This is a genomic window from Shewanella frigidimarina NCIMB 400 (assembly GCF_000014705.1).
Taxonomy (GTDB): domain Bacteria; phylum Pseudomonadota; class Gammaproteobacteria; order Enterobacterales; family Shewanellaceae; genus Shewanella; species Shewanella frigidimarina.
The window spans coordinates 3727655-3746456 of sequence record NC_008345.1 but is presented as its reverse complement, the minus strand read 5'-3'; the positions used below and the strand labels follow the sequence as shown (position 1 = coordinate 3746456).

14 protein-coding genes are annotated in these 18802 nt (G+C 43.1%); 11 read left to right on the top strand and 3 right to left on the bottom strand.

Annotated features, from left to right (window positions below; all coding sequences use genetic code 11):
- The first annotated feature begins 14 nt into the window (after positions 1-14).
- The 5 genes from SFRI_RS16150 (at position 15) to SFRI_RS16130 (ending at position 6398) form a co-directional block, all read left to right on the top strand.
- On the top strand, positions 15-2021 hold the full coding sequence (locus SFRI_RS16150) for an MtrB/PioB family decaheme-associated outer membrane protein (RefSeq protein ID WP_011638572.1): 2007 nt from the start codon (positions 15-17) through the stop codon (positions 2019-2021).
- 40 nt (positions 2022-2061) lie between these two features.
- Entirely contained in the window at positions 2062-4491 is a 2430-nt protein-coding gene (locus SFRI_RS16145; protein ID WP_011638571.1) for a DMSO/selenate family reductase complex A subunit, read from the top strand.
- A gap of 12 nt (positions 4492-4503) precedes the next feature.
- On the top strand, positions 4504-5139 hold the full coding sequence (locus tag SFRI_RS16140; protein ID WP_011638570.1) for a DMSO/selenate family reductase complex B subunit: 636 nt from the start codon (positions 4504-4506) through the stop codon (positions 5137-5139).
- Between the two features lie 84 nt (positions 5140-5223).
- Positions 5224-5883 carry a TorD/DmsD family molecular chaperone gene (locus SFRI_RS16135; RefSeq protein WP_011638569.1) on the top strand — a complete coding sequence of 220 codons (660 nt, stop codon included), beginning with the start codon at positions 5224-5226 and terminating at the stop codon, positions 5881-5883.
- A 62-nt stretch (positions 5884-5945) separates the two neighbouring features.
- A complete protein-coding gene (locus SFRI_RS16130; protein WP_011638568.1) occupies positions 5946-6398 on the top strand; it encodes a hypothetical protein in 453 nt (150 codons plus the stop codon).
- Positions 6399-6616: 218 nt separating this feature from the next.
- Here the strand turns inward: SFRI_RS16130 and SFRI_RS16125 are convergent, their stop codons facing one another.
- The gene (locus SFRI_RS16125) at positions 6617-7810 is read right to left on the bottom strand and encodes a serine hydrolase domain-containing protein (protein ID WP_041413188.1); all 1194 of its coding nucleotides are present in this window, start codon (positions 7808-7810) and stop codon (positions 6617-6619) included.
- 580 nt (positions 7811-8390) lie between these two features.
- On the opposite strand from SFRI_RS16125, the gene SFRI_RS16120 reads away from it, so the two are divergent.
- Positions 8391-9140, top strand: coding sequence for a putative porin (locus SFRI_RS16120; RefSeq protein WP_011638566.1), 750 nt, complete (start codon positions 8391-8393; stop codon positions 9138-9140).
- A 418-nt stretch (positions 9141-9558) separates the two neighbouring features.
- Here the strand turns inward: SFRI_RS16120 and katG are convergent, their stop codons facing one another.
- The gene (gene katG / locus SFRI_RS16115) at positions 9559-11832 is read right to left on the bottom strand and encodes a catalase/peroxidase HPI (protein WP_011638565.1); all 2274 of its coding nucleotides are present in this window, start codon (positions 11830-11832) and stop codon (positions 9559-9561) included.
- Between the two features lie 431 nt (positions 11833-12263).
- Between katG and SFRI_RS16110 the strand changes: the two genes are divergently transcribed.
- The 4 genes from SFRI_RS16110 to SFRI_RS16095 all read left to right on the top strand — a co-directional run bounded on the left by SFRI_RS16110 (position 12264) and on the right by SFRI_RS16095 (position 16784).
- A complete protein-coding gene (locus SFRI_RS16110; RefSeq protein WP_011638564.1) occupies positions 12264-13073 on the top strand; it encodes a phosphate/phosphite/phosphonate ABC transporter substrate-binding protein in 810 nt (269 codons plus the stop codon).
- A complete protein-coding gene (locus SFRI_RS16105; RefSeq protein WP_011638563.1) occupies positions 13060-15318 on the top strand; it encodes an ATP-binding protein in 2259 nt (752 codons plus the stop codon). The genes SFRI_RS16110 and SFRI_RS16105 overlap by 14 nt, the downstream gene beginning before the upstream one ends.
- A 283-nt stretch (positions 15319-15601) precedes the next feature.
- Positions 15602-15850 (top strand): DUF3297 family protein, encoded by a 249-nt coding sequence (locus SFRI_RS16100; protein WP_011638562.1) that lies wholly within the window; start codon positions 15602-15604, stop codon positions 15848-15850.
- Between the two features lie 292 nt (positions 15851-16142).
- A complete protein-coding gene (locus tag SFRI_RS16095) occupies positions 16143-16784 on the top strand; it encodes a LysE family translocator (protein ID WP_208855607.1) in 642 nt (213 codons plus the stop codon).
- Between the two features lie 115 nt (positions 16785-16899).
- Here SFRI_RS16095 and SFRI_RS16090 read toward each other — a convergent pair whose 3' ends face one another.
- Entirely contained in the window at positions 16900-17526 is a 627-nt protein-coding gene (locus SFRI_RS16090; protein WP_011638560.1) for a protein disulfide-isomerase, read from the bottom strand.
- Between the two features lie 325 nt (positions 17527-17851).
- Between SFRI_RS16090 and SFRI_RS16085 the strand changes: the two genes are divergently transcribed.
- Positions 17852-18655, top strand: a complete 804-nt coding sequence (locus SFRI_RS16085) for a polysaccharide deacetylase family protein (protein ID WP_011638559.1) — start codon at positions 17852-17854, stop codon at positions 18653-18655.
- Positions 18656-18802 lie beyond the last annotated feature (147 nt).

Genomic DNA, 18802 nt, shown 5'->3' with positions numbered 1-18802 from the left:
TAGGAGTAACTCAAATGAGATTCAAATTTAACCTCATCACGTTATCACTTCTCGCTATATCTGGCGCGATAACGGGCTCTGCAATGGCGGCTGACTTTGGCGTGAACAAGGCCAATACTAGTACCGTTAACCAACAAGTATTTCAGTGTAAGCGCTGCCCTCAAGTTGCTGGTTATACCGGCACCATCGGGGTCAATGCCGCGTATATTGACAGTGATGACATTCACTCTGGTAATGCGTTTGGTACCGACAATGACGGGGCTGATGGCAGTGTGGATGCCGATTTACATTATCGAAATACCGCAGGCTATAAAGCCAAGTTTCAGGCACACCAATTAGGTTTGGATAACGGCTTTGCTCATCTTGAAGCGGGAAAGTCAGGCCACTATAAACTGGTTGCCGATTATCAACAGCTAACCCGCTATCGGTCTGGCGATGCACGCAGTCAGTTATGGTACAAAGACGGCGTACTGACACCGAGTGAGCATACTCAAATTCAGGAGCTCTCGCTGCAGAGGAACAAAGCTGGCTTGGGTTTGAGCTATGGCCAAGACTTTTATCAGGCTTATGTGCGTTATGAGCACGAGAATAAAACCGGTTACCAGAGCAGTAGTATTGTCACTCCGCGTCCAGTTAATTTTGGCCTGCCAGTCGATGCCAACACTGATAACCTCACCGCGGGGCTGTCATTGTCTGGCGATAGTTGGACTACCAACCTGAATTATTTCGTGAGCCAGTATAAAAACGATGTTGACGCATTAAGTCTTCCTTATTTGTATGACGTTTTTGCACCTGCTCCAGACAATCAGGCTCATCAAATTAGTTTGTCTGGCCAATATCAATTAAACCGCACCGTTATGAGTGGTCGCTTGGCATCGGGCAAGATGACCCAAGATGATAATTTGATTCAAATGTCGGGTAATCCACTGCAAAACTGGGACGGAGAAGTCGATACCTTAGACGGCAAGCTGTCTGTCACTTCGCTGCTAAGCAACAAGCTCAGACTCGGCGGCAGTGTCGATTACAGCAAGCGTGATAATAAGGGATCGGTATGGGAATTCGCTCAATATGAAGTGAACGGTATATCGGGGGCATTTAAACAGAATATCCCTTTAGACACCGAACGCCGCGGCTTCAAGCTTAATGCCAGTTACCGCCTAAGCAGTGACTATCGCTTACAGGCTGGCTATGACCGCAAAGAAATGGAGCGCAGTTATGGTGACCGTGAACAGACTAATGATGACGGCCTATGGGCCAAGCTCAATGTCCGTGCAATGGATGACATCAAGCTTAAATTTAAGGCCAGCCTCGATAACCGTGGCGGCAGCGAATATCAAACTAGCGAATTGACGTCATCAGAAACGAATCCTTTGCTACGCAAATATTACCTGGCTGATAGAAAGCGCACTGCCTTCGAAGCCAAGTTTAATCACACCCCAACGTCGCGGCTTAGTGTGGATATGACCGCCCGCTATGCCAAAGATGATTATAACGAGACTCAACTGGGTCTGACCGAATCTGAAGACTACGGTTATGACATCAATCTTGGGCTGCAGCTGAATGCACACCTATCTGGCTATGCCTTTGCTGGTCAGCAGTGGATCGACGCTGCACAAGCTGGCAGTCAGGGGTTCTCAAGCCCTGACTGGTTCGACGATGTCGAAGATGAGTTTATTAATCTGGGGGCTGGTTTCAACTATAGCGGGCTGCTTGAAGACAGGCTCAGCCTAGGCGGCGACTACTTATTTGCTAACTCTACCAGCAACACGCTGGTCACCTATGACGTTACCACGCCACAGGGGGATTACACCTCTTTCAACCATAGTCTCAAACTGCATGCTAACTACGCATTAAGCGAAGAGATGGCGTTAAAGCTGGCTTACCAGTATGAGCGCTATTACGACACCGATTATGCGCAAATTGATGTCAATACAGTTCCAGGACTGACCACCTTAGGTAGCCTGAACCATAACTATAACGCGCACCAAGTGATGTTGTCGTTTAGCTACCAGCTGCGCTAATGCAAACAGTGCTAATCATAACTGCAATGAGGAAAAAATAATGGAACGCAGAAGTTTCTTAAAAATGAGTGCCGCACTAAGTTGCGTAGCAACGGTTTCAGGCTGTAACTCAAGCTCTAAAGATGTTGAAGTAGTGCCGCCTACGCCACCTGTTGCCGGTGAAAACCTCAACTGGTCGGCTTGTTTGGTTAACTGTGGATCTAACTGTCCGGTACAGGTTTTTTCTACCGATGGGGTAATTACCCGGGTAGAGTCTCAATTTACCACCACAGATAAGTACGGCGATCATGATGTGCGCGCTTGCCCACGGGGACGCTCTTTGCGTAAACGTGTTTATGCACCTGATCGTCTGAAATACCCAATGAAGCGTGTTGGTCCTCGTGGTAGCGGACAATTTGAGCGGATTAGCTGGGATGAAGCCCTTGATCTTGTCGCTGAAAAACTGCAAGGCACTATAGATCAGTACGGTAATGAATCGATTCACTTCACCTATAACTCGGGTGCACGTTATCACTTCTCCGGTAAGCAATGTCTGTATCGCTTAATGAACCTTAAGGGCGGTTATCTTAACGCTTATGGCGATTATAGCTGGTCACAAATTTATGAAGCAGCCGGACAAACATATGGCTCTGCAGGCCCTGGTTGGCAAGGAAGCAGTGTGTCTGAAATGCAAAACTCAGACTTAGTGCTGATGGTTGGTTACAACCCATCCGAAATCCGCATGAGTGGTTCGGGCGAAGCCTATGACTTCTTGGTGCAGAAACAAAAGCATAACTTTAAAACTATCTTGATTGATCCACGTTACACCGACTCTGCCGTAGGTAAAGAAGATCAGTGGCTGGCAATTCGTCCGGGTACCGACGCGGCGCTATTTGAAGCCTTAGCCTATGAATGGATCACCACTAACACCGTTAATCAGGCCTTCCTGGATAAATACTGTGTCGGTTATGACGAGAAAACCATGCCTGAAGGCGTTGGATATGAAGAGAGCTACAAGGCGTATATTCTCGATAACGCGAAAGTTGGCGACTTAACTCCGGGTGTTAATGCTAAAACGCCAGAGTGGGCTGCTGCTATTACCGGTATCGAAGCTCATCTCATTGTCGAGTTGGCCCGCGAACTGGCTGCGGCTCGTGCACCTTTCATTCAAATTGCCGCCTCGCTAAACCGTCAGGCTGCTGGTGAAAACAACACCCGTGCGGGTTACATGCTACCCATCCTGTTAGGTCAATTGGGTCTGCCGGGCACTAACTGTGGTGGTTTGTGTAAGGGCTCTTCTTTACACGCGCCATCAATGCCTACTGGCTCAAACCCAGTGAAGAAAGCGATATCATTCTTTACCTTCACTCAGGCCATCGAAGACGGCAAAAACATGACCGTTCTGTCCGATGGAGTACAAGGTGTCGACCTTGATGAAGCGGGTGACGGTAAGTTGGATACTGATATTAAGGCGATTATCAACTACGGTGGTAATGCCCTAATTAACCAACACTCTGACGTGCGTAAAACAGAGAAGCTCCTCCAGGATGAAACTAAATGTGAATTTATCCTAGTGGTCGATAATTGGATGACACCCAGTGCCAAGTTTGCCGATGTTTTATTGCCAGACGTGTCATGGCTTGAATCAGAAGACTTAGTTAACCAAAGTTACGCCGCAGGTGATACCGCCTCCTTGGTACAGATGAGCAGCAGTGTCGACCCTATGTTCGAGAGCCGTCCTATCTATGAGGTCTGTGTCGACTTAGCAAGACGCATGGGGGTTGAAGCCGAGTTTACCGAAGGTAAGAGTCGCAAAGATTGGTTGGATCAATTCTATGCCGAATCTAAAGAGGCAACCCCAGAATTACCAGCAAAAGAGGTGATGCTCACACAGGGTATCTATCGCAAATATTTGCCGAACGGGGGTTATATCGTACTGGAAGATTTCCGTACCGATCCCGATGCCAATCCACTCGGCACACCCTCTGGAAAGATTGAAATCTACTCATCACGCTTAGCGGAAAAAGCGCGTACCTGGAAGCTCAAAGAGGGTGACGTAATATCTGCGCTACCTAAATACGTGCCGACCTGGGAAGGTTATGAAGATACTGAGACCAAGAAGAAGTACCCATTACAACTTACTGGTTATCACACTAAGGGCCGTGCCCACTCTAGTTTTCACAACGTCCCTTGGCTGCGTGAAGCGGTGCAGGATGCTGTGTGGATGAACCCAATCGATGCTAATCAGCGCGGACTTAGCACTGGTGATAAGGTCCACATTTTCAATGATCGCGGCACCATCGAAGTCGAAGTTAAGGTAACACCTCGTATTATGGTCGGCGTAACAGCACTGGGGCAGGGCGCTTGGTTCCTACCTGGTGGCAATGTGGATAAAGGCGGTTGTTTGAACGTGCTTACCACACAACGCACTACACCGATAACGAAAGGTAATCCTCAGCACACTAACCTGGTTGAAATCCGTAAGGTCTGATAGGAGTTAACAATGAGTAATAATATCCAATACGGCTTTCATGTCGACGCAAGTAAATGTACTGGCTGTAAAACCTGTCAGATATCGTGTAAGGATCGTAAAGATCTCCCCGTTGGCATCAACTGGCGCCGGGTTTATGAATACGGTGGGGGACAATGGACAGAACATGGTGATGGTACTGTAAGCCAAAACGTATTTGCCTATTACATGTCTATCGCTTGTAACCACTGCTCGGAGCCTGTTTGTGTTAAGGCTTGTCCAACTGGCGCAATGCACAAACGCCGCGAAGATGGTTTAGTCCATGTGGCGGCAGATTTGTGTATCGGCTGTGAAAGTTGTGCAAGAGCTTGCCCATACGATGCGCCGCAGATAGATAAAGATCGTAAGGTGATGACTAAGTGTGATGGTTGTTTTGAGCGTTTGGCCGAAGGTAAACAACCTTCATGTGTGGAGTCTTGCCCTATGCGAGCTATCGATTTCGGACCGATGGAAGAGCTGATGGCTAAGTACCCGGGCGCCATCTCGCCCGCGGTTGCTCCGTTGCCACAAAGCAGTATTACTACACCTAACTTACTTATCACACCTAACCGTCATTCTCGCCCAAGTGGTGACACTGATGGAGAAGTGTTGAACTACGCAGAAGTTTAATCCCCCGATTGGTGCCACTCATGTGGAGTGGCACCTCTATTTGCTGTTTATGGCGATACATTTAGTTCAACAAACGAGGTTAGCATGGTATCTCTTAACGAAAATGAACTCCTAGAATATCAAGGCATTGCGCGCATTCTTCACAATGTACTCTTTAATGATCCGACCCCAGAGTTGATCCAAGGATTTATTGAGCATGATGTTGCTCAAAGCTGGCCACCGTTTACCGCATCGGCCAAAGAGTCGAGTGGTCGTGAGTTGCTGGCCAATTATCTTGGCCAATGGACTGAAGATAAACAACAAACCTTAAAACTGGACTATGCACAACTTTTCTATGGACCGGGCGAGCCCAATGCTGTGCCTTGGGGATCGGTTTACTTGAGCGAGAGGCAACTCCTCAATGACAAGTCGACTATGGCACTAAAAGCCTTTTATCATGAACAAGGGATCAGCTTCGAGCTGGATAGTAATCAACCAGTCGATCATATCGGTCTGTTTTTCGCGGTATTGGATCAAATGTTTACCCAATGGGATCAAACTGAAGATAATGAACCACTAGAACGAAGCTGCATGATTTTGCTGCAGCAGCACCTTCTTCCTTGGTCTGGGCGCTGCCTCGAACTGATGAATGAACATGCTAGAACTGATTTTTATCGCGGCATAGCAATGCTGACTCAAGCCTATTTAGATCGACTGATCCAAAGGCTAAATCTGGTCCCTATGACCGCGCGCCTATATCGTTAATAGGCAGTATCGTTAATAGACAGTATCGTTAATAGACAAGGTTTTATAACGGGTGGATTGATATGACGTTCATTAAAGCGCTGGGCGCTCAGTGGAATAAAGGTAAGTTGTCGCAACAGCTTGAGCGGGTTCTGATGTTGGAGCCTGAGATCCTGTCGCTTTTTATTGGGGCAACCACAGTTACCACAGTCTCTAATTTAATCGCAGCCATCGGCTTTCAAGGGGCTGAGACTCAGGAGCAAGAGCAGCAGCTCAGCCATGAGTTTATGCTCACCATACTGTTCGACTGCTTTCGGTTACTGATGATCAAACAGATTGAGCATGACAACCTGAGCCAAGCCGAACATCTGATCATTCAGCTTACCAAAATGTGGGCAACGAAAGAGTTGGACGACAAGCCAGTTAATGAGTCCAGCCAGACTCAATATCGAGCGCTGCAACAACAGATCCTCAAACTTAGCGAACAGCTCGATGAGCTAAATCGGCAGAGGCTGCTCCAAAAACGAAATATGTGACGTTAGCTATTAAACTTATCAGACTAAAAAAACTAACTTTTCATCTTGCTTCGCATAGTATCTGGTTGATGCTCAGTAATCGAAAAGCGAGCAATCGAAAAGTGATCTGCCGATAAATGCGCAATCGATAAGTGAGCTTCAGATAAGTGAGCTTCAGATAAGTGAGCTTCAGATAAGTGAGCAATCGAAAAGTGGGGCAGAGTCTAACGAGTCTCCATCTACTCCAATGACGCCACAATCTCACGGAAAAATTCGATGGTTTCTTGTTTTGAATTCAGCTCATCAAGAAAGCCTAAATCGGCACTGTTTTTAACTATCACCACATTGTGTTTTTGGTTTACATAAATATATTGTCCGTATACACCGACACAGAAAAATTCACCTTGCTGTGCTTCTGGCGGTAACCAAATTTGATAGCCATAACCTAATTTTCCGACTTGCGGTTGTAGGTATTCCGCTTGTGGGGTGGTGGCGGCTTTTATCCAAGCAGCTGAGACAATTTGTTTGCCATTAAATGCGCCATTATTGAGTAATAAGCGACCAAAGCGGGCGTAGTCACGGGTGGTAACATTTAAGCCGCCTAACGCAAATGCGCTACCTTGGGAATCAGTCAGCCAATAGGCATCGCTTTCCATGCCTATGGTGTTCCAGATATTTTGCTGTAAAAGTTCGATTAATGATTTCCCGCTAACTCGCCTGAGTATCATACCAATCACGTGGGTGTCCATGCTGACATAATGAAATGCTTTGCCTGGGGCTGACTCATTAACCAGTTCACTGGTCATTTGATCTAACGAGCCGCCAATAGCCAGTACACGGCCCATTTTGTTAATGTCAGAATAAAAATCTAGATAGTCTTCGTTCCACTTAACCCCAGACGACATTTGCAATACGTGTTTTACTTTGACGTCGCCATAACCAGACTTGGCAAGCTCGGGCAGATAAAAGCCGACGGTTTTTTCAATATCAATGTTGCCAGCATCCACCTGCATGCCGAACAATATCGATACAAATGATTTGGCCATTGACCATGAGATACGTTTGTCATCACTTTTAGTGCCTAGAAAATATTGCTCGTAGGTTATTTTGTCGTCTTTAAGTACCAGTAATGCGGTTGTGGCTCTGCGTGTGAGAAACGCTTCGGTATTGGTTGAGCTGTTTCGATAGTTAAACGAGTCAGGCAAAGGCGTTAAGGCGACGTCGAACATATAAGGCTCGCCTTGTTTATCGATTTTTTTATTAAAAAAGACATCCTTCATATTGGAGAAATTATTCACCACGAGAGATTCATCAAATAAGGTGACTACGCTGTATAAGCGATTAACGCTTTGCCAATTAAACGCGACAAGAACGATGACAATAATAAAGATGCTTAGTAAGGCAGCTTTGATGAACTTAAACAAAGTCGACATTGACGTTTCCAGGTAGATAAAATTGATGTAATGCCAATAACCTATAGCCATCATCAATATAAATCAAATTGTTAACCTGCTTGTTATTGCCGGTTGAACGTTATGCACCTTGTGTTGAAATACTCACAATATCCCTATGCGATAAAGCTGCTTTTATTCAAACATCGCCGTTAGATTTACTGCTTATATGTGTTCATTTTTGTGAATGCTAACACCGCTGTTATGTTTATGTTTACTGTTACTCACCTTGCTGCCATTGACTAATCTGTTATATCAGTTGTTTTAATTAACATTTGTGTAACTAAGTGTTTACAGGTTTATCTATTGCTAAAGTAGGTGATAGTGATGCGTTACACATTACATCTAATGTATTGTATTGAAAAATATCATTAATTTTACATTTTTGGTTTATTTTAGCATTTCATTACTTTAGAGTATGCGCCGCTAGGAAAGCACGTTAGCCTGACGGTAAGGTTAGGCTACATTTTAATTAATGGATAACCCCACTTTTTATGATTTATCCATTCTTTATATCTGCTTGAATCTCCTCGCGTAAAATAATCAAATAAAGGAATGATTGATGAAAAACGTTACTGCATTAGCACTAGTATTAGGTTTTGTGGCTTTACCCGCTATGGCTGCACAAGATGCACCATTTCACCACGAAGCTGGTCTAAAATATTCTGCTAATACTGAAGAATTCGGTGATGGTCTATGGGACCTTGACTACCGTTTTTATCTTGACTCTGTATCACAAGAAAAAGGCCCTTATGCTTTAAATGGCTTTTTAGCACAATCTACTAATGTTGGTGCTAGCTACTCAATGCAAGATGACATTGACCTTGATATTTTTTCTGTTGATGGCACGTATGTTTTCGATTCAAAGTGGTTTGTTGGCGCTAAAATCGAACGTTATGATGCTGGCAGTTTTGATACTGACACTTATCAACTAGATCTTGGTTACTACTTCAACGACAGTTCAAAAGTAGCTGCATTCTATGTTGATGGTAGCGATATTGATTCAATCTACGGTCTTGAAGTTCGCAGCTTTATCGATCTTAAAAGCACTACTGGTATTGATTTAGGCGCTAAGTGGACTCATACCGATGCTGACGATATCTTCAACGTAAATGCTGACTGGTATGTAACCAAAGAATGGTCTGTTGGTTTGGGTTATGACGATAACGGTTCAGACGATAACTTTACTGCTAAAACAGCTTACTGGTTACGCATGTCTGACGCTTTCTCTGCTACATTTGAGCTAGCAAAAGTACTCGATTCTGACGTAGACGGTTTATTTGTTGGTGTGGGTGTTGTTGGCCGTTTCTAAGCTAAAAAGCTATCAAGAATAGCTTATTTATAAAAGCTTATTGATATCGATCATTTATCCCAAAAAAGGAGCCATAACCAGGCTCCTTTTTTATTTTGTGTATCCATATTTTGTCTGTAATAGTGGCAAAATAATTCAGTCATAAATATTTTGTGAAACGTCACGGTGTAAATGACAGCATGCACTTTCGTACAGCTCGACATTAGCCGTTTTCATTAGCCAACTTGGTGGCTAAAGCTTCTACTTACGCACTTGGAATAAGACGTTATTATCTGATAGTCGTGTGCTTAGCGAAGGTTATTTGAGTGTTATAGATAAAAAAAAGCGAATCGATTGATTCGCTTCTGAATGTTGTAAATTCAAGCTCTGTTACGCTGCCACTATTACGTTTTGCCGCACTTAGTCGCTAGGCTTAACATTAACGGTCTAGGTTCATTACTTTAGTCCAGGCTGCTGCAAAGTCTTCGACAAATTTTTGCTTCGATGTATCAAACGCATACACCTCAGATACTGCACGAAGCTCTGAGTTTGAACCAAAGACTAAATCGACTGAGGTGGCTGTCCATTTTTTGTGACCTGACTGACGATCAAATCCCTCATAAATACCATCGGTAGACGATTTTTTCCAAACCGTAGACATGTCGAGTAAATTGACGAAAAAGTCATTGTTTAAGGTGCCTGGAGTGCTTGTGAGTACTCCGTGTTTTAGCCCTTTGTAGTTAGCGTCAAGTGCGCGTAATCCACCCACTAAAACGGTCATTTCTGGCACCGATAGGTTAAGTTGGTCTGCTTTATCAACTAACATGTCCACAGGCGACTTGTAGCTTTGCTGTGCGTCAAAGTAATTTCTAAAACCATCAGATGTTAGCTCAAGTAAACTAAAGGCATTGATATCGGTCATTGCTTGTGTGGCATCACCACGACCAGCATTAAATGGCACTGATACAGTAAAACCTGCATCTTTAGCGGCCTTTTCTATTGCAGCAGTGCCCCCTAGAACGATTAAGTCGGCCAGTGATACTTTGCTTTTACTAAACAAGCTGTCGTTGTAGTCCTCTTGAATCGCTTTTAGTGTTTTAATCACTTTAGCGGTTTCAGCCGGATTATTTACCGACCAGTCTTTTTGAGGTGATAATGCAATACGTGCACCGTTTGCACCACCGCGCATGTCTGAATGACGGTAACTTGCCGCAGATGCCCAAGCCACACGCACTAACTCTGACACGGTTAGGTTAGACTTTAGAATTTGTGCTTTAAGTTCTTGCACGCCATCAGCATCTATATTTGATTGTGTTTTATCATCTATAGGATCTTGCCAAATTAGACTTTCTTTAGGGACTTCTTTGCCTAAGAAATTACGTGATGGGCCCATATCTCTATGGGTCAGTTTGTACCAAGCTTTAGCGAAAGCTAAGCGGTATTCTTCTGGATCAGCTAAAAAGCGTTCAGCAATTTTTCGATACTCAGGATCATACTTTAATGCTAAGTCTGCTGTTGTCATGACAGGAGCGTGAAACTTGCCTTTAACATGCGCATCAGGAACCGCTTTATGCAACGACTCGTCTGTAGGAATCCATTGGATAGCGCCAGCAGGGCTTCGAGTTTGTTTCCACTCGAAGGTAAGTAAATTACTTAGATATAAAGAGGTCCATTTTGTTGGTGCTTGAGTCCAAGCACCTTCTAAACCACTGGTGATAGTGTCTTCAGAGTGTCCTTTACCGCATTTGTTTTTCCAGCCAAGGCCTTGCTCTTCGATACCCGCTGCAGCAGGTTCAGCGCCTAGACAATCTTTAGGCTTGTGCGCACCGTGCATTTTACCAAATGTGTGTCCACCCGCAATTAGGGCTAGTGTTTCTTCATCGTTCATCGCCATACGTTCAAAGGCTACACGAATATTTTTGGCTGAGCCCAATGGGTCTGGTACGCCTTTTGGCCCCTCTGGGTTTACGTATATTAAGCCCATGTGAGTGGCACCAAGCGGACGTTGTAACTTGCCGCCGTTATCTTCTCTGTCGCTAGCAAGCATTTCAATTTCTGGTCCCCAGTACACCATGTCTGGTTCCCAATCATCATGACGTCCACCGGCAAAACCGTAGGTTTTAAAGCCCATATTTTCAAGCGATACATTACCCGCTAACACAATCAAATCAGACCAAGAAATGGCTTCTCCATACTTCATTTTGATTGGCCAGAGCAAACGTCGCGCTTTGTCTAAACTCGCATTATCAGGCCAGCTGTTGAGTGGTTCAAAACGTTGTTGGCCACCACCAGCGCCCCCTCGGCCATCAAGGGTGCGATAGGTACCTGCACTGTGCCATGTCATACGGATAAAAAAGGGGCCATAGTTGCTATAATCTGACGGCCACCAATCTTGAGATGTGGTCAGTAACGCATTAATGTCTAGTTTGACTTTATCAAGATCTAGGCTGTTAAATGCCTTGGCGTAGTCAAAGTTTTCGCCATAAGGATTAGAGCGCTTATCGTGGTCACGCAGCGCAGATAGATTAAGTTGATCAGGCCACCAAAATTGATTCGTTCTTGCTTGGTTTTCTAATGCTACACCAGTTCCAACAGCTCCTTTGGGCTTGGTCATTTCTGACTTTTCGTTATTGCTGGCGAAAGCAGAGCCGGATATAAGCAGCATGCTGACAAAACCCGCGAGTACTTTTTGATTAAATAATGGATGTTTCATAGTTAGCTTCCTTAAAGTTAACGCATCTTCGCTTCATGTGAAGATGTATGGTTACGCTAAAACACAAAACCTAATTAACCACTCAAGCTATTAACTATCCATTTGATGTACTCGAGGATTAAAATCAGGGCTTAAATTACTAGGCGAAACCAGAGTATAGGAAAGTATCTAAATGGTAGGTGCGAATAAAAACGATTGTTCTAATCTGAAAAAGTGATGCTAATGAATAATAAAAAGAAGAGGGAAGATAATAAGTAAGTGGGGGACACACTGATTATTCGCTGACTTATATCGCAATATTTATCGGTAAATAGTAGCAAGCAAAAGCATTTCTTATTGAATGGACCTGAATTCAGATAATAATGTTATGGTGACTTGGTCAGTATTTTACTAAGCTAATCAATGACGGCAAACGATTATTTGGAGCACCAATGAAGTATGTAGTAGCGATATTATGTTTGATTCAAAGCTCGTGGTTGTTGGCTCAAGAGTATACGTTTGGGGTGGTGCCGCAATATGAGCCGCAAAAGTTGAATGCAATTTGGCAACCTTTACTTGACCAGGTGAGTGAACAGACGGGGGTGACGATTAAGTTAATCACTGTTGAGTCTATACCTGTATTTGAACAAGCTTTTGCCAATGGCGAGTATGATTTTGCTTACATGAACCCTTGGCACAGTGTCATCGCTAACGAAAAACAAGGTTATTTGCCGTTAATAAAAGATGCAGGGCGCCAACTGCAAGGTGTGTTAGTGGTGAATAAAAATAGCGGCATAGACGATGTTAGCCAGTTAGAAGGTGCCGAAATTGCTTTTCCGGCGCCTAATGCATTGGGGGCGTCATTATTAATGCGTGCTGATTTAGCGCAGTTGTATGGGCTAACAATAAAGCCGGTTTATGTACAAACCCACTCTTCGGTTTATTTAAATGTGGCATTAAACTCGACTAAGGCTGGCGGTGGCGTGCTAGGTACGCTAAAACAGCAACCGCAAAACCTACAAGACAAGCTTAAAATTATTTATAAAACCCGCAAAATAAGTCGTCATCCTATTGTGGCTCACCCAAGAGTGGATCCTGCCATTCAGCAAAAAGTACAACAAGCTATTTTAGATATAGGCCAAAGTGAAGAGCACAAACACTTGCTTGCAGGTATTCCAATTATTAAACCCAGCATTGCAACTTTAGCTGAATATCAGCAGTTAACTCAGTGGGGGTTACGCTTATTTTATGTTGAAAATTAATTGGTGGCACAGTTTACGGGCACAGAGTTTTATTGCCGTAATGGCGTTTGGTTTTTTACTTGCCTGTTTATTTATTTTTTATGCGCTGCCAGAGCAAGCCCGCTGGGTGAATGATGATCTCTCGAAAACGGCGCAGCGATCATTACAACAACTCTCTACCTCTGTTAAAACGCCTTTGCTTACCCGCCAATACGCTGAGCTTTACGAGCAAATAGATAACCAATTAGACATTCAACCTAATTGGAAGGCCATTAAAATAGTTGATACGGCAACTGGTAATCAATTGTATCCGCTTGATGTGTGGAACGGGGCAACCCAAAGCGGTGACATGCTACTCAGCCAACAAATTATGTTTTTAGAAAAATCATTAGCAAGCATTACGCTAGTGGTTAACTTTACCAATGAAATTAATGAATCATCAAAGCTGCATTACACGCTCATATACATTCAATTTATGATTCTGGTTTTATTTTTTATGGCGCTAGCTTGGTTGGTCGATTATAGAATTACTAAACCATTACGCTCATTAGAATTTGCATTTGCACAGCTGGCAAAAGGTGATTTTGATTGTCATGTCGATAAGCACCAAAATAACGAAGTGGGCAGTGTGATTAGTGCGTTTAATCACATGGCAACCGAGGTCGCGAGTAATCATCAAAAATTAAATACCCTGCGAATACAGGCTGAGTCGGCAAGTAAAGCAAAGTCAGATTTTATGGCCAGCATGAGCCACGAATTGCGTACACCGTTAAATGCTATTTTAGGGTTAGCACAGTTATATGAATATGATGTTCTTGCTAATAAAGTCCAAAAAGACAATGCTAAAAGTATCTATCGGGCTGGTGAGCATTTATTGTTACTAATTAATGATGTGCTTGATTTAACAGCGATTGAGTCGGGTAATATGCAGTTTAGTTTTGACTATGCATCAATTAAACGTGTTGTTGAAGAGTCTGTTGCGCTGGTGAGTGAATTGGTAAAGGCACAGTCGATGACGATTCATACAGAAGGCTTTAATGAGCTTGAAGGACTTTGTTTTTATATCGATGAGCGTCGTTTTAAGCAGGTAATGTTAAATTTGCTCTCCAATGCCATTAAATATAATAAACCCCACGGCGATATTTTTATTAGCTGCAGCGTATCAAGCAATAACCAATGCACAATTAACGTAGCAGATACCGGTTACGGCTTTGCTGCTGATGACGTTTCTCGGTTATTTAAGCCCTTCGATCGCTTAGGTGCCGAAACCAGTAATATTAATGGCACGGGTATTGGATTGGTTATTACCCGAGAATTAGTTGAGCGAATGCAAGGCGAGATAAGGGTACAAAGTGAACTAAATAAGGGCTCGTGTTTTAGTTTAATTTTTAATGGTTTTAAGCAAGCCGATGTACCCATTAAAACTAACTTACTGGCTAAAACAGACTCTACAATTCAATCAGATAGAACAGACATCACCGAACAACACGTTTCAGCAGAGACCTTACCTATATTAGAAGTGCTGGTGGCTGAAGATCAGGTGACTAATCAGCTAGTGTTAAAGCAACAATTAACCTTGCTTGGGGTACATTCAACGTTTGTGAGTAATGGCGAGCAAGCTTGGCAAACACTGCAAGATAAACGTTTTAATATATTGTTAACCGATATTCAAATGCCAATTTTAGATGGTTTAGGCCTGGCTAAAAAGATACGAGCAGATGAACGATTTAAAGATTTAGCCATCATTGCGATTACAGCGAACATTATTAAAGAGAATATTGATGCTTGTTACGATGCCGGTATGAATGGTTTTTTAACCAAACCCGTTGAGTTGGCTAAGCTTAAATCGCTTTTAATGGAGCACTCAGCAACCATGGTTAATGCTCATATTGAAGCTAAAAAACCGTCAGAGGTTGCGTCTGATTCATTTGATCAGTTAGATCTAGCATTATTAAATGCGATGCTAGGTGATGATCCCACGGTGCATTGCATGGTGTTTAATGCCTTTTTACAAACGGCTGGTGAACAAGTTAAGTTAATCAGTGCGTATGCGACTAGTGAGAACTACGCCGATTTATCATTTCAAGCCCATGGTTTAAAGTCGTCATCAAAATCGGTTTCGGCATTATTGTTAGCCGACATTTGTCAGCAAGTTGAAACACTGGCTACCAATGGCAGCGTTACCGCTGAGCACGTGAGTGACTTAGAACAATGCTTTAACGAAGTCGTGGTTCAGTTAACACGTTATTGTGAATACTATGAATAATGAACTAACGGACCCTTTGGTTGATTAGTCATTTATAAGCCTTATACCGCTCACAATCGAACAGCTTACTTTAGCGATTGTGAGTAAGGTATTAACGAAATTTGTTTACTTAAATCCGCTTAAAATCTTTGTCTATCATGTTACTGAGTAACAATTGTCCTGCCTGGTTAACTCTAAACTCGCCATATCTTTCGGTGCGACTCACATTTATGACAGCCGCTATTGAGCATCAGGCTGGTATTGCCTACAATAGCGCACGTTTTATTAACTACAGCACACGACAATGAACGACACTACTGCTAAACCCGCTTTACCTGATCGCCTTAGCGTTAATCCACGTAGCCCACATCATGTGGCTGCAATTTTCGAACACGAGATTGGCATTTTGTTTAATGGCAAAGAGCGTGCAGATGTTGAAGAATATTGCATCAGTGAAGGTTGGGTAAAAGTCGCCTCGCATAAAGCATTAGATCGTCGTGGCCAACCGCTTACGATGACAGTAAAAGGCAAGGTTGAAGCGTTCTACAAGTAGAACTGAGTAAGCTGACTCTTAGCGTCAAAAAACGAAAGGCTAGCCCAATGGGCTGGCCTTTGTTATTTACCGTGACAAATGAGCAATAGAGTAAATTTTATTCTATGATTTTACCTTGTTTTATATTCCTTAGGTTTATGAACACTTATCTACCCCATCCGTAAACAAACTCTGCCAGTCGTCATCCAGCCGAAACACAACATGAAGCCCAACATGATTTTAATTCATGTTGAATAACTGTAGAATCCGCGCCTTATTTTCCGTCTTAATAGTTGTTGTTTGTGTGTTTATGATGATTGATCTGGCTTTGCTTCCGTTATATTTAACTACTGTTGTCGCGTTATTATTAATTCCTGGACCTGATATGTTGCTGATTGCCAGTTCGAGTCTGAGCTATGGCCGTAAAGTGGGCGTGTATGCCAGTTTTGGTAATGCGACCTCGGGACTTATTTTGACTTTACTTGCTGCAATGGGCGTGTCCGCATTAGTGGCGATGAACCCGATGGCGTTAGAGCTATTACGAGTATTGGGCGGGGCGTATTTATTGAAAATGGGCTGGGATTGCATGCGCAGCAGTGGCAGCGATGCACCTGAGATTGCACAACAGAATAACTTAGCCAAATTACTCTATCGCCGTGCGGTAATGAGCAATTTACTTAATCCTAAAGCACTGATATTTTTTGTGTTATTTTTGCCTCAGTTTGTGTCTACTCAATTGAGTGCTAGCTCAGGTGAACAAATGCTGGCGCTAGGTTTGCTGCTGAATGTCATGGGATTGACGTTCAATTTGCTGTTGGTGGCATTAGTGGGCAGTTTGGGTAAACCTCTACTTAATAATGAAAAGTTTCGTACCTATCAAAACAAGTTTATGGGCGTAATATTTTTTGCATTAGCGATTTGGTTATTGGCATCGCAAGTTCAAAGTATTGCTTAACCTTTACGATTAAAAGTCGCTAGTAAATAAAAACCACGGTCATTAGCCGTGGTTTTTTGATCTTACTGCTGGCACATTCACATCAATGATGTATTTGGCGGGTTGCGATTTATCGCTACGATTCCGTTTTCGCGAGTTTAATCGCAGCTATTTCTTTTTCAACCGCAGCAACCACAGCATGAGGGCTACTCAGATATTGTGAATGATCGATAAAAATGGCGTTATCATTAACGGTCATGACTAAAACGGGGAAGCCGGTAGTACCAATGACTTGTTGGATCTCTTCTATGCCTTCCAGTACGTATTCTGCGTCCATACTGAGCTCATCTTTAAACACTTTATTTGATGGTGACAGCTTAAATTTTTCTACGATGTCATTAAAGTCGTGCTTATTGCTAAGTGGGTTGCCTTCAATGAAATGAGCTCTTTGTAGCGCATTGAGCACATCTAATTGCTTGTCAGCTTGTTTGCCCTGCAACCAGGCCATAAAGTTTGCGGTTTTGATTGAGCTTTTAGGACTGTTTACGTAACGAATATGATCGCGGCCAAATTTTAGTCCACTCATTCTTGCAGCCGCTTCCATTTGCTCTTCGCCAGCACTGTCTTTGCCAATGTAATGTGCGCTATGCAGTAAATGTACATTCATTTCAGGATAGGCTTGCTGCAATGCATTCACCAACGGTGTGGTGGCATAGCTCCAAGGGCAATGTGAGTCGTAGATAAAATAAAGCTCAGTGGTCATTACGTTAATTCTTGTTTGCGATCAGATGTGCTGATCCTAAATAGTTTATCAGCATTATACAATCATTGAATCTGCACCAATTGAGCCGAAGTTGCCTGAGGCGTTGAATAAACGATAGCTTTCAATACTGTGTAAAGAACGGCTACCGTATAACAGCAATTGCCTATAGGATAAACATTAATGACTAATATGTATGATATCGCTCAAGCCCAACAAGCGATTGAGCTTTTGAGTAGATAAAATTTAACCGTACATATGTGGATTAAGCGCATGTGAATTAATGACAAGGAATTAGTCCAAGTGACTTTAGGGAAAATAAATTACTATGATTAAATATTTCACTTTGATTGCTGCATTACTGGTTTTACCATCAAGTTATGCCGAAATTCCAAGCACTGTTAACACACAAGCTGATACTTTTACCTGGCCTGGCGGAGGCTCGTTAGCGGTTAGCTTGTCTTATGATGATGCGCTTAATAGTCAGTTAGATAATGTGATTCCTGCGCTTGATAAACATAATTTCAAGGCGTCATTTTATGTGGTAGTAAACTCTCCGGTTATGAATGCGAGGTTAGATGAATGGCGTGCAGCAGCTAACAATGGCCATGAGCTTGGCAATCACAGTGTTTATCATCCTTGTCGAGCGTCATTACCGAACAAAGATTGGGTTAAGGCACATCATAATCTTGATCATTACAGCGTGGCACAGATGATTGAAGAACTTGAAGTAGCCAATACTTTCTTAAAGGCCATTGATGGTCAATCGGAACGCACTTATACGCTGCCTTGTGGCGATATGGTGATTGGCGCTGATGTGTCGAGTCGTCAACAATACCTGAGCCAACTCAATGAGTTATTTACTGCGGTGAAAGGAGAGGGAGATGATGCTCGATTTTCACTGATATTGTATCCCGAAGGCCAAAGTGGCAAGGAGCTTATCAATTATATTCGTAATATTCCTGCAGACACTTTACTGGTAAACATAATATTTCATGGGGTTGGAGGAGATTATTTATCGGTGTCATCTGAAGCGCACTCTGAGCTATTAACGTTCTTAGCCAGTAACCGGGATGCTTATTATGTTGATTCATATATCAACTTGATGAAATATGCCGACAGTAAGCTGTAAGTGTCCAATTAATCGGCCGCAAGGTGTTGAGTTTGCTTGGATCTACGATAAATTAAGTTATTCACGCTAACCCGTCGCTCCATTTTAAATGGGTTAATAATCTATCAAGTTGATCAATATCCTTATCAAGTCATGGAGCAGAATAAT

Excerpts from the sequence above, each read along its gene's own strand:
- SFRI_RS16150 (WP_011638572.1), top strand. The coding sequence starts at position 15 with ATGAGATTCAAATTTAACCTCATCACGTTATCACTTCTCGCTATATCT.
- SFRI_RS16145 (WP_011638571.1), top strand. The coding sequence starts at position 2,062 with ATGGAACGCAGAAGTTTCTTAAAAATGAGTGCCGCACTAAGTTGCGTA.
- SFRI_RS16140 (WP_011638570.1), top strand. The coding sequence starts at position 4,504 with ATGAGTAATAATATCCAATACGGCTTTCATGTCGACGCAAGTAAATGT.
- SFRI_RS16135 (WP_011638569.1), top strand. The coding sequence starts at position 5,224 with ATGGTATCTCTTAACGAAAATGAACTCCTAGAATATCAAGGCATTGCG.
- SFRI_RS16130 (WP_011638568.1), top strand. The coding sequence starts at position 5,946 with ATGACGTTCATTAAAGCGCTGGGCGCTCAGTGGAATAAAGGTAAGTTG.
- SFRI_RS16125 (WP_041413188.1), bottom strand. The coding sequence starts at position 7,810 with ATGTCGACTTTGTTTAAGTTCATCAAAGCTGCCTTACTAAGCATCTTT.
- SFRI_RS16120 (WP_011638566.1), top strand. The coding sequence starts at position 8,391 with ATGAAAAACGTTACTGCATTAGCACTAGTATTAGGTTTTGTGGCTTTA.
- katG (WP_011638565.1), bottom strand. The coding sequence starts at position 11,832 with ATGAAACATCCATTATTTAATCAAAAAGTACTCGCGGGTTTTGTCAGC.
- SFRI_RS16110 (WP_011638564.1), top strand. The coding sequence starts at position 12,264 with ATGAAGTATGTAGTAGCGATATTATGTTTGATTCAAAGCTCGTGGTTG.
- SFRI_RS16105 (WP_011638563.1), top strand. The coding sequence starts at position 13,060 with ATGTTGAAAATTAATTGGTGGCACAGTTTACGGGCACAGAGTTTTATT.
- SFRI_RS16100 (WP_011638562.1), top strand. The coding sequence starts at position 15,602 with ATGAACGACACTACTGCTAAACCCGCTTTACCTGATCGCCTTAGCGTT.
- SFRI_RS16095 (WP_208855607.1), top strand. The coding sequence starts at position 16,143 with ATGATTGATCTGGCTTTGCTTCCGTTATATTTAACTACTGTTGTCGCG.
- SFRI_RS16090 (WP_011638560.1), bottom strand. The coding sequence starts at position 17,526 with ATGACCACTGAGCTTTATTTTATCTACGACTCACATTGCCCTTGGAGC.
- SFRI_RS16085 (WP_011638559.1), top strand. The coding sequence starts at position 17,852 with ATGATTAAATATTTCACTTTGATTGCTGCATTACTGGTTTTACCATCA.